A 13,247-nucleotide genomic window follows, 5' to 3' on the forward strand; every position below is an offset into this window, starting at 1 on the left:
CGACCGGATGCGCCCCTTCACGCCGCCCTGCGGCCCCGTGGTCGGCTGGGCCGACGGCGAGGTCGCGCGGGCCACCGGAATCCCGTACGCCACCGCCGACCGGTTCTCCCCGCCCGTCGCGCACCCCGACTGGAGCACGCCGCTCGAGGCGACGGAGTGGTCCCCGGCCTGCCCGCAGGTGCCCATGGCGGAGCTCGACGCCGTGCTCGGCGACTTCGCCGGCCTCCGGGTGGACGAGGACTGCCTCCGCGTCTCCGTCACGACGCCGCGCGACGCCTCGCCGGACGCGGGGCTGCCCGTGATGGTCTGGATCCACGGCGGCTCGTACGTCGCGGGCGCGGGCGACGTCCCGATCATGGATCCGGCGCCCCTCGTCGCGGAGCAGCGCGTGGTCGTCGTCACCGTCACCTACCGGCTGGGGCTCCTCGGCTACCTCGGCGACGGCGCGGGCCGCCCCGCGAACCTCGGGCTGCTCGACCAGCTGGAGGCGTTCCGCTGGGTCGCTCGCAACATCCGCGCCTTCGGCGGCGACCCCGACCGCGTGACGGCCTTCGGGCAGTCGGCGGGAGGCGACGCGGTCGCGCACCTGATGGCGCTGCCGGAGGCCGCAGGGCTCTTCCGCCGCGCGATCGTGCAGAGCGCACCCCTCGGCATCTCCCGCGGCCGGCGGCGGATGAACGCGGCCATGGCGCGCGCTTCCCGCGGACTCACGGCGGACATGCCCGTCGAGGACGTGGTCGCGCGGCAGCCCGCCGTCGAGCGCGTCGCCGCGCCGTACGGCCTCATCGGCGCGATGCCCTTCGGCACCCAGTACGGCCACGCGCCGCTGCCGCGCGAGTCGGACCTCGACGCGGCCTGGGACCGCGCGGCGCCCCGCGTCGACGTGCTCATCGGCCACACGGCGGAGGAGGCGCGGCTGTTCCTGCCCGACGTCCCGTGGCTCGCGCGCCTCACCCGCGTGCCCGTGGTGGGCCCGCTCGTGCGGCGGGCGGCGGTCGCGGGCGTCACGGGCATCATCTACGGCGTCCCTGGCCTCCGCTTCGCCCGCCGGCACGCGCGCGCGGGCGGCACGGCGCACTGCTACGTGATCCGCTGGTCGGCCCCCGGCAGCCCGCTCGGCGCCGCGCACACTGTCGACCTGCCGCTCCTGTTCGGCGACGAGGAGGCGTGGCGCGGCGCGGGGCTACTGGCGGGCGCGCCGTGGGAGGGCGTCCAGCGCGACGCCCGCCGGGTGCGGCAGGTGTGGGGCGACTTCGCGCGCGGGCGGATCCCGACCCGACAGCTCATCCCGGGCGTGCTGGAGCTGCGGCGCGTCGACGGCTGACGCGGGGTCCCCTGCGTGCGCCGGGCTCCCAGGGGAGGCGTCAGAGCAGGGCGGAGACGGCCGCGGCGACGACGTCCGGATCCGTCACCGGCACCATGTGCTCGGACCGCGGCGCCGGGATCCACGCGCCGTCCGCCGCGGCTGCCGCCGACGCCCGGTGCGCGCCGACGAGGTCGGCGCGTTGCCGCCGCGTGAGCGCGCCGGACGCCGTGCCGGAGATCACGCGGACGGGCACTCCGGGGAGCGTCGACGACGCCCCGGGGTGCGCGGCGAGCGCCGCGAGGCCCGGCAGGAGGTGTCGCTGCTCGGCCGAGGTGGCGCGCGCGGCCGTGACCGAGCCGGCCGCGGCGACGGCGGCCGCGAGGAGGGGCGCGGGCAGGCCCGCGAGTGCGATCCGGTGCAGCGGCGCCAGCAGGCCGAGGCGCGCGAGCGGCACGAGCATCGCCGCCTGCGCCGCGAATCCCGCACGCGCGAGGGGTCCCGTGTAGGAGCGCGCCCGCTCGTCGCTCGGGTCCACGAGCACCACGCCCGCGGTCGCGATGCCGCGCGCGATCCGCCGCGCCGCCGCCACGCGCACGACCGGCCCGCCCCAGCTGTGACCGACGAGCACGAGGCGGCGGTGCGGGAACGCGGCGATGACCGCCTCCAGGTCGTCGGCCAGGCGGTCGAGGTCGCGCGGCGCGGGATCCGGGTCGCTGGATCCGAGGCCCGCCCGGTCGTAGGCGACGACGCGGTGGGTGCGGGCGAGGATCCCGTTCACGAGGCCCCAGGTGAGGCCGCTGCCGCCGAGGCCCGCCTCCAGGACCACGAGGTCGTCGCCGGTGCCGTCGACCATCGCGCGGAGGCGGCGGCCGTCCGGAGTCGTGACCGTGGCCTCGCGCCCGAGGGAGCCGGTGGTCACGCGAGCACGGGCCACGGCTGCGGCGTCCGGTCGTCTGTCGCGAGGAGCCCCGCCAGCCAGTCGTCCTCCCGGCCCTCGCGACCCATCGCACCGAGGCGGACGACCCCCTCGAAGCGGAAGCCGAGCGCGCGGACGACCGCGGCGGATCCGGTGTTCCCGGCATAGGCGCGCCAGCCGATGCGCACGAGCCCGAGACCGGCGGACGCGTCGAACCCGTGCTCGACGACCGAGGCCGCGGCCTCGCGCATGATCCCGTGACCACGTGCTCCCGGCGCCAGCCAGTACCCGATCTCGGCCCCGCCGTCCGCGATCGCGTGCAGTCCCACGGTGCCGACGAGCGCGTCGCCGTCGAGCACGGCCCAGGTGAGGCGCTCGCCCGAGGCCCAGCCGGCGGGGCAGAACGCGGAGACGAAGGAGAGCGCGTCGTCGCGCGTGTACGGGACGGGCACGGGCACGTAGCGCTGGATCGCCGGGTCCTGGCACGCGGCCGTGATCGCATCGACGTCGTGGAGCGCGGGCGGCCGGAGCGTCAGGCGCGGGGTGCGGAGGGTGACGGGGTCCATCGCGCCACGCTAGCGGAGGGCGTGATGACGGACCGTCGCGGCGGGAGCGCGCACGCAGGGCGTGCGCTGACGCGGGTGGCGGGTCCTGCGTCATCATCTCCCTCGACGGCGCTCGGCCGTCGGGCGACGAAGGGAACGCGGTCGGGATGACGACGCGACACCGGATCCTGTTCACCACGACCCTCGTGATCGCCGCGGGGCTGGAGATCGCGGGGGTGATCCTGCTCGCGACCTCGGACTTCGAGGACGTCCGCGGTCGGGGCCTGTGCTTCGCGGCCACGGGGATCGGGATGACCTACGTCCTCGTGCGGCTCGTCCAGCGCAGGCGGACGGACCGCTGAGGGCGACGCGCGTCCGAAGGCGCGCCTGGCGCATGCACGACGGCCCGCCCCCTGCAGCAGGGGACGGGCCGTCGCACGTGCGGACGCGGATCAGTCGCGGGGCTTGCGACCCCGGCGCTCGGGGGCCGCGCCGCGCTCGGCGGCACGGGGGCCGCCGCGGTCGGGCCGGATGTCGATCGGCCGGCCGTTGATGAGCGTGCTCGCGAGCTTGTCGAGGCGGTCCTGGGGCAGGCCGGCCGGCAGCTCGACGAGCGAGAAGTCGGGGCGGATGTCGATGTGGCCGAAGTCCTCGCGGCTGAAGCCGCCCTCGTTGGCGAGCGCGCCGACGATCTGGCGGGGCTCGACGCGGTGGCGGCGGCCGACGTCGATGCGGTACGTGGCCATGTTGCCGCTGCCGCGCGCGGGACGGGCCCGGCGCTCGCCGCGGTCGTCGCCGTCGCGGCCCGGGCGGTCGTCCCGGCGCTCGCGCTCGACGCGCGGGGGACGGAGGTCGTCGGCCGAGAGCAGGAGCGGCGTGTCGCCCTGCGCCACGATCGCGAGCGCGGCGGCCACGTCGGACTCGACGACGTCGTGGTGGTTCACGTAGTGGCCCACGATGTCGCGGAACGCGTCGAGGCGCTCGCGATCCTGGAGCGCGGCGGTGATCGCGTCGTCGAAGCGGGTGAGGCGCGTGACGTTCACGTCCTCCGCGCTCGGCATGCGCATCTCGGTGAGCGGCTGGCGCGTGGCCTTCTCGATGGCGGTGAGGAGGCGGCGCTCGCGCGGCGTGACGAAGCTGATCGCCGCGCCGCTGCGCCCGGCCCGGCCCGTGCGGCCGATGCGGTGCACGTACGACTCGGTGTCGATGGGGATGTCGTAGTTGACGACGTGGCTGATCCGGTCGACGTCGAGGCCGCGGGCCGCGACGTCGGTGGCCACGAGGATGTCGAGCTTGCCCGATTTCAGCTGCTCGACCGTGCGCTCGCGCTGCGCCTGCGCGACGTCGCCGGAGATGGCGGCGGCCGCGTATCCACGGGCGCGGAGCTTCTCGGCGAGCGTCTCCGTCTCGTTCTTCGTGCGGACGAACACGATCATGCCCTCGAAGTTCTCGGTCTCGAGGATGCGGGTGAGCGCGTCGACCTTCTGCGGGTACGACACCATCAGGTAGCGCTGCGTGGTGTTCGCGGAGGTCGTGGTCTTGTTCTTGACCGTGATCTCCTCGGGGTCCTGCAGGTACTTGCCCGAGATGCGGCGGATCTGCGCGGGCATCGTGGCCGAGAACAGCGCGATCTGCTTCGACTTCGGGGTGTCCGCGAGGATGGTCTCCACGTCCTCCGCGAAGCCCATCTTGAGCATCTCGTCGGCCTCGTCGAGCACGAGGAACTTCAGCTGCGACAGGTCGAGGGTGCCCTTGTCGAGGTGGTCCATGATGCGGCCGGGGGTGCCGACGACCACGTGCACGCCGCGGCGGAGCGCCGACAGCTGCACGCCGTAGCCCTGGCCGCCGTAGACGGGGAGCACGTGCACGCCGCGCATGCCGGACGCGTAGCGCTCGAACGCCTCGCACACCTGGAGCGCGAGCTCGCGGGTGGGCGCGAGGACGAGGGCCTGCGGGGTCTTCTGCGAGACGTCGAGGTTGGAGAGGATCGGCAGCGCGAACGCGGCCGTCTTGCCGGTGCCGGTCTGCGCGACGCCCAGGACGTCGCGGCCGGAGAGGAGGGAGGGGATGGTGGCGGCCTGGATGGCCGAGGGGGTCTCGTAGCCGACGTCCTTGAGGGCCTTGAGAACGGGGTCGGACAGGCCGAGGTCGCTGAAGGTCGTGCGGGGGGCGGCGTCCGCGTCGGGGGTGGATGCGGTGTCGTCAGTGCTCATGCCTCAACGGTAGGGGGTCCGGGGGTCGTCGCGCCCCACCCGGGCGGATCCGGGGACGCGCGGTCGGCGGGGAGGGCCGGTCAGCGGGGACGGCGCCCGACGTACGCGGTGCGGGTGCCGCGGAGGCGGAGGCCCGGGATGCGCGCCAGGGCGTGCGGCCCGTCCGCGTCGAGGAGGGCGTCGAGCGCCGCGACGTCCGCGGGGGCGAGGCGGTCGGCGGAGCGGTCGCGGACGCGCGTCAGCCACGCGCGGGCGGAGGGGAGCGTCGCGGCGGCGGCGATCGGATCCGCGGGGTCGGTGTCGATGCGGAGGACGCGGGTCTCGACGTCGACGAGCCCGGCGTCCCGGAGCCACGGGGCCCAGTCCGGGTGCGACGGGCCGCCCGTGCCGCCGTGCGTGACGGCGTCGTCCAGGCGGTCGACGAGGCCCGGGCCGCCGAGCCCGGGCCCGAGGTCGACGCCGTCCGGCAGGAAGCGCGGCGGGCCGTCCATCTCCACGACGGCGACGAGGCCGCCGGGCGCGAGGCCGTCGCGGATGCGGAGGAGGAGCCCCGCGGGATCCCGCACCTCGTGCAGCACGAGCGAGGCCCAGACGACGTCGGCGGGCGGGAGCGCGGGCCAGGCGTCGTCGAGGTCGGCGAGGACGGGCCGGATCCGGTCGGCGAGGCCGTCGACGACCGCGCGCTCGGCGACGCGCGCGAGCATGGCCTCGCTCGCGTCGACGGCGACCACCTCGGCCCGGTCGAAGCGCCGGGCGAGCGCGACGGACCCCGTGCCCGTCCCGGCACCGAGGTCGACGACGACGCGGCCGGCGGTGTCGCGGGCGAGGGAGCGGACCCACGTGGTCAGCTCGAGGAGGTGGCGGTGCAGGATGCGCGCGTCGAGGTCGAGCAGGGCGGCGAGCGACGGGTCGGCGGGGGCGTGCGCGTGGTGGTGGGGCATGGGCCCATGCTCGCGGGCTGGTGCTCGAAGCGCATACGATCTTGCACATGACGCAAGAGACCGATGTCGACGCCCTCGTCCGCCAGCGCATCCGGGGGCTCCGCGAGGCGCGCGGCTGGTCGCTCGACGTGCTGGCGGCGCGCTGCTTCCTCAGCCCCTCGACGCTCAGCCGGATCGAGACGGGTCACCGCCGCATCGCCCTCGACCAGCTGGTGCCGCTCGCGAAGGCCCTCGACACGACGCTCGACGAGCTCATCGAGTCCGGGGACGACGCCGACGTCGTGATCCGGCCGCAGAAGGACGTCGAGGCCGGGCGCACCACGTGGGTGCTGTCGCGCGGCGGCGGCACCGCGTCGGGCGTCTTCGTCGCGAAGATGCGCCTCACGCCGCGGCGCCCGTTCCCCGTGGAGGACCTCGGCGTGCATCCCGGGCGCGACTGGTTCACGGTGCTGTCGGGCACGGCGCGGCTGCAGCTGGGGGAGCGGACGATCCTCGTGGAGGCCGGGGACGCGGCCGAGTTCTCGACGATGGTGCCGCACGCCATCAGCGCGCACCGCGGCGTGACGGAGGTGCTCACGATCCTCGACCGCGACGGGCAGCGGGCGCACCTCGCGACCACCGGGGCGGGCGCCGCGGGAGCCTAGCCCCCGGGGGCGGGTCCGCCGGGGCCTCGGACGGCGCCCCGAGGGCACGGGCACCGGCGGCGCCTGCGCGTCAGGCGGCGAGCGCGGCGGCGGCCGGGTCCGCGGCGGGGGCCCGCGATGGGGCGAGGTCGACCGCGAGGCTGCGCGTGCCGGCGTGACGGAAGGCGTCGGCGCCGCCCGCGAAGGCGACGCAGGTCGGATCGCCCGGGAGCGGGGCGACGACGACGGGGACGGCCGCGCGGGGAGCGACGAGGGCGGCGGTGCGGGCGACGGACACGGGCACGGGATCCTCCTGATCTCACCGCCCGGGCGGGCGGTGCCCCCAGGCTCGCGGACCGGGATCCGGCGCGCGTCCTCCTGGCGACCCCCGCCCCTCCTCCCGCGGCAGGAGATGCGCCGGGCCGGGAGGACCAGCCGCGCCTCAGACGGTGGTGAGGCGGTACCCGCGCTTGATCACGGTCTGGATGATGCCGCCGTCGGGAAGCGACCGCCGCAGCCGCGAGATCGCCACGTCGACCGCGTGGTCGTCGAGCACCTCCGGCGTCGCGCGGGCGAGCACGCGGCGGGGCACGGTCGCGCCCTCCGCGGCGACGAGGGCGCGGAACAGCGCGAGCGGCACGGGGCTCAGGGCGACGCGCTCGCCGTCGATGACGACCAGGCGTCCGCGGAGCTCGATCGCGCCGTGCCGGGTCTCGACGCGCTGGACGCCCGCCTCCTCGAGGTGCGCGCACACGAGCCGGATGAGCGCCCCCATGCGGAACCGGTCGGGCGTGATCGGCAGGATCCCCGCCTCCACGAGCGGCGCCGCCGTCACCGGGCCGACGGCCGCCGCGACCACCATCGTCCGGAGCGCCTCCTGGAGGTCCTCCAGCCGGCCGGCCGCGTCCGCCGTCGTGAACAGGGCCTCGACGGCGGGCGCGCTCGTGAAGGTGACCGCGTCGATCCCGCCCGTGCACACCGTCTCGACGAGCCGCAGCACGCGCGCGGAGTCCTCGTGCACGGTCCAGCGGTAGGGCGCGACCGTGAGCACGCGGGCGCCGGCGGCCTCCAGGCGCGCGAGCTGCACCGGATCCGTGAAGCCGTGCAGCTGCACCGCCACCGTCACGCCGTCGACGTCGCCGCGCAGCACCAGGTCGACGAGCGACGTGGTGGTCTCGCGCTCGCTCATGCCGTGGTCGTCGAGCGAGGCGGCGCGGATGGCGCCACGCGCCTTGGGGCCGCGGACGAGGATGCGCGCCCCCGCGAGGACCTCGGTGAGCTCGTCGCCGATGCCCGCGGCGTCGGCGGCCTCGAACCAGCGCCGGATGCCGTAGGACGTCGTGGCGAGCAGGATGCCGGGCCGGGCCCGGATGATCGCGCGCGTCTCCGCCTCGAGCGCGGAGTCGTCGCTGACGCCGGTCATGCGGATCGTGGGCGCGTGCATCACGTCGGCGCCGCGGCGCTCGAACGCGGCGATGAGGTCCTCGGAGCGCCGGTCGGAGGTGACGGCGATGCGGAAGCCCTCGAGCTGGTCGGGGCGGAAGCCGGGCTCGGCGTCGGATCCGGTCATGGCGGGCGCTCCCTCGGCGGTCACGGCGTCGCCCGTGCCCGGCGCTCATCCTCCCACGGCGCGTGCCCGGCGGCCGCGGCCTCCTCGGCCCAGCCGGGCACCCGCACGACCTCGCCCACGACGATGACCGCGGGCGAGCGCGGCGCCACCGTGCCGAGCAACCCGGCGACCCCCGCGACCGTGGTGACCGTCGTGCGCTGGTCGATCGCGTAGCCGCGCTCCACGATGGCGAGCGGCATGTCGGCGCGCATGCCGTGCCGCTGGAGCCCCGCCACGAGGTGCGGCAGCGTGTTCACGCCCATGAGCACGACGAGCGTGCCGCCGAGGCCCACGAGGTGCGCGAGCTCGTCCTCGGAGAAGGGCACGTGGCCCGAGACCACAGTGAAGGCGCGGCTCACCTCGCGGTGCGTGACGGGGATCCCGGCGGCGGCGGGCACCGCGACGGCGCTCGTGACGCCGGGCACGACGGTCACGGGCACGCCGGCCGCCCGGCACGCGATGACCTCCTCGCCGCCGCGCCCGAAGACGAACGGGTCGCCGCCCTTGAGGCGCACGACGCGGAGGCCGCGGGACGCGTGCTCGACGAGCAGCTCCTCGATCCGGCGCTGCGGCACGGCGTGGTGCCCGGGGGTCTTGCCCACGTCGACGAGCTCGGCGCCCGGGGCGAACGCCGCCACGTCGTCGGTGGGGCCGAGGCGGTCGTGCAGCACGACGTCGGCCTCGGCGAGGGCGGCGCGCGCCGCGACGGTCATGAGGCCCGGATCCCCGGGGCCGCCGCCCACGAGCGTCACGTGCCCGAGCGGCGTGGGCGCGATGCCCTCGGCCACCTGGAACCAGACGCGCTCGGCCCGGCATGCCTCGGCGACCGCGGCGCGGCGGACGGCGTCGCCCTCCACCCACAGCACGAGGTCGGGCAGCGGCCGGCCGTCGAGGGCCGCCGCGTCGAGCGCCGCGCCCGCGGCGTGGTCGGGCACGAGCTCCACGTGGGCGCCGTCCGCGGCGATCCGGGCGGTGATCCGGCGGGTGGCGTCGGCGCCGCCCACCACGACGACGCGGCGGCCCTGGACATCGAGGGGGATCGGCACGGCTCACACCTTCCGGACGGGGATGGACGGTCCCGACAGCATGACGGATCCGTCGCGCTCCTCCGGGGAGGCGGGCCTCCTCTGGCCGCGCTCCTCGACGCGGGCGAGCGACGGGTCCGGCGTGGTCGGCGCGTTGACGAACGAGCGGAAGCGGCGGAGCCGGTCGGGGTCGGCGAGCGTCGCCGCCCACTCGTCCTCGTAGCCGTCGATCTGCAGCGCCATCGCCTGCTCGAGCTCCTCGGCGATGCCGAGCGAGTCCTCCACGACCACCTGGTGCACGTGCTCGAGGCCGCCCTCCAGCTCCTCCTGCCAGCGCGCCGTGCGCTGGAGCCGCTCGGCCGTGCGCACGTAGTACATGAGGTAGCGGTCGATGTAGCGGATGAGGGTGGCGTCGTCGAGGTCCTTGGCGAGCAGTTGCGCGTGCGCGGGCGTGAAGCCGCCGTTGCCGCCGACGTAGAGGTTCCAGCCGGTCTCGGTCGCGATCACGCCGATGTCCTTGGCGCGCGCCTCGGCGCACTCGCGCGCGCAGCCGGAGACGCCCATCTTGAACTTGTGCGGCGAGCGCACGCCGCGGTAGCGCAGCTCCAGGTGCACGGCCATCGCGACGGCGTCCTGCACGCCGTAGCGGCACCACGTGGATCCCACGCACGACTTCACGTTGCGGAGCGCCTTGCCGTACGCCTGGCCGGACTCGAAGCCGGCGTCGACGAGGATCCGCCAGATCTCCGGCAGCTGCTCCAGCCGGGCGCCGAACATGTCGATGCGCTGGCCGCCCGTGATCTTCGTATAGAGGTCGTACCGCTCGGCCACCTCCGCGATGACCTTGAGCTTCGCGGGCGTGATCTCGCCGCCCGGGATGCGCGGGACGACCGAGTAGGTGCCGTCCTTCTGCATGTTCGCGAGCGCCCGGTCGTTGGTGTCCTGCAGCGGCCCCTGGCCGGCGTCGAGGATGTAGCCCTTGGTCTGGGTGGCGAGCACGGACGCGACCACGGGCTTGCAGACGTCGCAGCCGAGGCCGGACCCCAGGCGCTCGAACACCTGCGCGGCGGAGGTGAGGCCGAGGATCCGCACGGTCTCGAACAGCTCGCTGCGGCTCACGGCGAAGTGCTCGCACAGGGCGCGCGACACCTCGACGCCCGCGGCCTCGAGCTCGGTGTCGAGGATCTTCTTCACGAGCGGCACGCACGATCCGCACTGGGTGCCGGCGCGGCTGCACGCCTTGAGCGCGGCGAGGTCGGTGCAGCCGGGGGCGCCGTCGGATCCGCGGACCGCGTGCCGCACGTCGCCCGCGCTCACGTCGTTGCAGGAGCACACCTGCACGTCGTCGGGGAGGTCGGTGGCGGCCGGCGGCTCGGCGCCCGCGGCCGAGAGGTAGGCGCCGGGCTCGGATGCGAGCTCGCGGCCGAGCATCGGGCGGAGCGCGCTGTAGGGGGCCGCGTCGCCCACGAAGACGCCGCCGAGGAGGGTCCGCGCGTCGTCGCTCATGACGATCTTCTGGTACAGCCCGCGGGCGGGATCGGCGTACACGACCTCGAGCGCGCCCTCCGAGCGGCCCATCGCGTCGCCGAAGGACGCGACCTCCACGCCGGCGAGCTTGAGCTTCGTCGCGTCGTCGATGCCGGGGAACACCGCCTCGCCGCCCGTGATGCGGTCGGCGACGGTCTCCGCCATCGCGTTCGCGGGCGCCACGAGGCCGACGCACACGCCGTCGACCGCGGCGACCTCGCCGATCGCCCACACGTGCGGCGCCGAGGTGCGGCACGCCGCGTCGATCGCGACGCCGCCCCGCGGGCCGAGCTCGAGCCCGGCGTCGCGCGCGAGCTCGTCGCGCGGCGTGATCCCGATGGAGAACACGACGACGTCCGCGGAGATCGTGCGCCCGTCGGTGAGCGCCACCCCGGTCACGCGGCCGGTCGGCGTCGTGAGGATCGCGGTGGGCCGGACGCCGAGGTGCAGCTCGATGCCGCGGCCGTGGACGATGCGCCCGAGCGCCTGCCCCGCCCCCTCGTCGAGCTGGGACGACATGAGCCAGCGGCCCGAGTGCACGACCGCCGAGCGGGCGCCGAGGGCGTGCACGCCGCCCGCGGCCTCGAGCCCGAGGAGGCCGCCGCCGACCGTGACGACGTTCGCGGGCCGGCCGTTCCTCTCGCGGAAGCGCGCGATCTCGGCCACGAGGTCGGCGACGTCCGCGAGCGTCCGGTACACCCGGCCGGACGCGGCGCCGTCGATGGGCGGCACGGTCGCGGAGGATCCCGTCGCGAGCACGAGCTCGTCGTAGGGGAGGACCGCGCCGTCGTCGAGGGAGACCGTGCGGGCCGCCGGGTCGATGCGCGTGGCGAGTCGGCCGGGACGGCAGTCGAGCGCGACGTGGTCCCAGAACGCGGCCTCGCCGAGGGTCAGGTCGACCTCGCCGGCGAGGCGCTTCGAGAGCTGCACGCGGTCGTAGGGGAGGTGCGGCTCGTCGCCGACCACGGTGACCCGGAGGTCGGGCGACGACGCGTCCGTGCGGGAGGCGAGCGACTCGGCGAGCCGGTGCGCCGCGGGACCGCCGCCCACGACGACGACCCGGCGGATGCCGTCGGGCCCCGTGGTCGGGGCCTGGTCGGCGCGCAGGGGGACGGCGTGCGGGTCGGGCGGCGTGGCAGCTGGTGCGCTCATGACGGACCTCCTCCTCGGGTGTCCTCCCACGCTAGGCAGGGCCCGTTTCGGGGCCGTTGCCCCCGTGTCACGCCGTGTGACGCGCGCCTCACGCCGATGCCGGACGGCCGAGAGGTCTTCGTTACGCCGCCGTCACGGCGACGGTCGGAGACCGAAACACCGCGTCCCTAGCGTGGCCGACACGAGCCGCCCGGATCCGTGCCGGGCCGTATACACCGCACCACCCGGCACCGACCGCGAGGAGACCGCATGACCATGACGGAGGTCGCCGCGTCCGACGCGGGCGCGACGTCGACGGGCCCCTGGACCGCCGTCTGCCGGCTCGACCAGCTGGAGCCGCTCTGGGGCGAGGCCGCGCTCGTCGGCGGCGAGCAGGTCGCGCTCCTCCGCCTGCCGGACGGGAGCGTGCGGGCCGTCGACCACGCGGATCCGGCGACCGGGGCCTTCGTGATGGCGCGCGGCATCGTCGGTTCCCGCGGCACCCGCACCACCATCGCCTCGCCGCTGCACAAGGACGTCTTCGACCTCGACACGGGGGAGTGCCTCACGACGCCCGCGCTGCGGCTGCCTGTGTGGCGCAGCCGCGTGCGCGACGGCGTCGTGGAGGTGGCCCGCTCGGCGGCGCTCGTCGCGGCGTCGCACGGCACCTCGGATCCGGCCGGCCGCCGCGCGGTGACCGCGCTCGTGCAGGCCGTGCGCGAGGCCCGGCCCGACCTCCGCGTCGTGGACGCGCACGTCGACGTGCAGCAGCCCGACGTGCCCGCCGCCATGGACCTGCTCGACGACCCGTCCCGCGCGGTCGTCGTCGTGCCGCTCCTCCTGAGCGCCGGGTACCACGTGCACGTCGACCTCGCCGAGGCCGCCGCCGACGCCGCGCCGCGGGAGGTTCGCGTCACGGGCGCGCTCGGGCCGGATCCGCGGCTCGCGACCGTGCTCGCCCGCCGTCTCCGGGAGGCCGGGCTGCGGGACGGCGACCGCGTCGTGCTCGCGGCCGCCGGATCCAGCGACGCGGGCGCCGTCGCCGACTGCCACGCCGTGGGCGGCATGCTCGCGTCCGAGCTCGGCCGCGAGGTCGTCACGTCGTTCATCTCGGCGGCGCGACCGCGCGTGCCCGCGGCCGTCCGCGCGGAGCGGGACGCCCACCCGGGATCCCGCGTCGTCGTGGCCACCTACCTCCTCGCCCCCGGCTACTTCGCCACCCTCGCCGAGCGCGCGGGAGGGGACGCCACGAGCGCCCCGCTCCTCGTCGACGGCGAGGCGCCGCCCGCCGAGCTCGTCGACATCGTCGTCGAGCTGCACGCGTCGGCGGCGGCGCCCGTGCGCTGACCCGCGCCCGGCCGAGGGCGCCCCCGCGCATCGGCGTCCACCCGCTGCCACCCGACCACGATCC

12 protein-coding genes are annotated in these 13,247 nt (G+C 76.2%); 4 read left to right on the forward strand and 8 right to left on the reverse strand.

Annotated elements, in window-relative coordinates; genetic code table 11:
• The first annotated feature begins 7 nt into the window (after nucleotides 1–7).
• Nucleotides 8–1,324 (forward strand): carboxylesterase family protein, encoded by a 1,317-nt coding sequence (locus PED38_RS01835; RefSeq protein ID WP_063072940.1) that lies wholly within the window; start codon nucleotides 8–10, stop codon nucleotides 1,322–1,324.
• Nucleotides 1,325–1,364: 40 nt separating this feature from the next.
• On the opposite strand, the gene PED38_RS01840 is transcribed toward PED38_RS01835, so the two are convergent.
• Together PED38_RS01840 and PED38_RS01845 are read right to left on the reverse strand one after the other, a co-directional pair.
• Nucleotides 1,365–2,225, reverse strand: a complete 861-nt coding sequence (locus tag PED38_RS01840) for an alpha/beta fold hydrolase (protein ID WP_254654606.1) — start codon at nucleotides 2,223–2,225, stop codon at nucleotides 1,365–1,367.
• Nucleotides 2,222–2,788, reverse strand: coding sequence for a GNAT family N-acetyltransferase (locus PED38_RS01845; protein ID WP_270979347.1), 567 nt, complete (start codon nucleotides 2,786–2,788; stop codon nucleotides 2,222–2,224). Before PED38_RS01845 ends, PED38_RS01840 begins: the two co-directional genes overlap by 4 nt.
• A 146-nt stretch (nucleotides 2,789–2,934) precedes the next feature.
• Between PED38_RS01845 and PED38_RS01850 the strand changes: the two genes are divergently transcribed.
• The gene (locus tag PED38_RS01850) at nucleotides 2,935–3,129 is read left to right on the forward strand and encodes a hypothetical protein (protein WP_270979349.1); all 195 of its coding nucleotides are present in this window, start codon (nucleotides 2,935–2,937) and stop codon (nucleotides 3,127–3,129) included.
• 90 nt (nucleotides 3,130–3,219) lie between these two features.
• Here the strand turns inward: PED38_RS01850 and PED38_RS01855 are convergent, their stop codons facing one another.
• The gene (locus PED38_RS01855; protein WP_270979351.1) at nucleotides 3,220–4,980 is read right to left on the reverse strand and encodes a DEAD/DEAH box helicase; all 1,761 of its coding nucleotides are present in this window, start codon (nucleotides 4,978–4,980) and stop codon (nucleotides 3,220–3,222) included.
• An 80-nt stretch (nucleotides 4,981–5,060) separates the two neighbouring features.
• Nucleotides 5,061–5,921 carry a class I SAM-dependent methyltransferase gene (locus tag PED38_RS01860; protein ID WP_270979353.1) on the reverse strand — a complete coding sequence of 287 codons (861 nt, stop codon included), beginning with the start codon at nucleotides 5,919–5,921 and terminating at the stop codon, nucleotides 5,061–5,063.
• Nucleotides 5,922–5,968: 47 nt separating this feature from the next.
• Between PED38_RS01860 and PED38_RS01865 the strand changes: the two genes are divergently transcribed.
• Complete coding sequence (locus tag PED38_RS01865; protein WP_063072946.1) at nucleotides 5,969–6,565, forward strand: XRE family transcriptional regulator; 597 nt, start codon at nucleotides 5,969–5,971, stop codon at nucleotides 6,563–6,565.
• A gap of 70 nt (nucleotides 6,566–6,635) precedes the next feature.
• Here PED38_RS01865 and PED38_RS01870 read toward each other — a convergent pair whose 3' ends face one another.
• The 4 genes from PED38_RS01870 to nirB all read right to left on the reverse strand — a co-directional run bounded on the left by PED38_RS01870 (nucleotide 6,636) and on the right by nirB (nucleotide 11,857).
• A complete protein-coding gene (locus PED38_RS01870) occupies nucleotides 6,636–6,848 on the reverse strand; it encodes a hypothetical protein (RefSeq protein ID WP_270979355.1) in 213 nt (70 codons plus the stop codon).
• A gap of 138 nt (nucleotides 6,849–6,986) precedes the next feature.
• A complete protein-coding gene (locus PED38_RS01875; RefSeq protein WP_063072966.1) occupies nucleotides 6,987–8,114 on the reverse strand; it encodes a uroporphyrinogen-III synthase in 1,128 nt (375 codons plus the stop codon).
• Between the two features lie 20 nt (nucleotides 8,115–8,134).
• Complete coding sequence (cobA, locus tag PED38_RS01880; protein WP_270979358.1) at nucleotides 8,135–9,199, reverse strand: uroporphyrinogen-III C-methyltransferase; 1,065 nt, start codon at nucleotides 9,197–9,199, stop codon at nucleotides 8,135–8,137.
• A 3-nt stretch (nucleotides 9,200–9,202) separates the two neighbouring features.
• Nucleotides 9,203–11,857, reverse strand: coding sequence for a nitrite reductase large subunit NirB (gene nirB, locus PED38_RS01885; RefSeq protein WP_270979359.1), 2,655 nt, complete (start codon nucleotides 11,855–11,857; stop codon nucleotides 9,203–9,205).
• A 249-nt stretch (nucleotides 11,858–12,106) separates the two neighbouring features.
• On the opposite strand from nirB, the gene nirD reads away from it, so the two are divergent.
• On the forward strand, nucleotides 12,107–13,183 hold the full coding sequence (gene nirD / locus PED38_RS01895) for a nitrite reductase small subunit NirD (protein ID WP_333720430.1): 1,077 nt from the start codon (nucleotides 12,107–12,109) through the stop codon (nucleotides 13,181–13,183).
• Nucleotides 13,184–13,247 lie beyond the last annotated feature (64 nt).

This window comes from Clavibacter sp. CT19, from assembly GCF_027858075.1.
Classification (GTDB): Bacteria; Actinomycetota; Actinomycetes; order Actinomycetales; family Microbacteriaceae; genus Clavibacter; species Clavibacter tessellarius_A.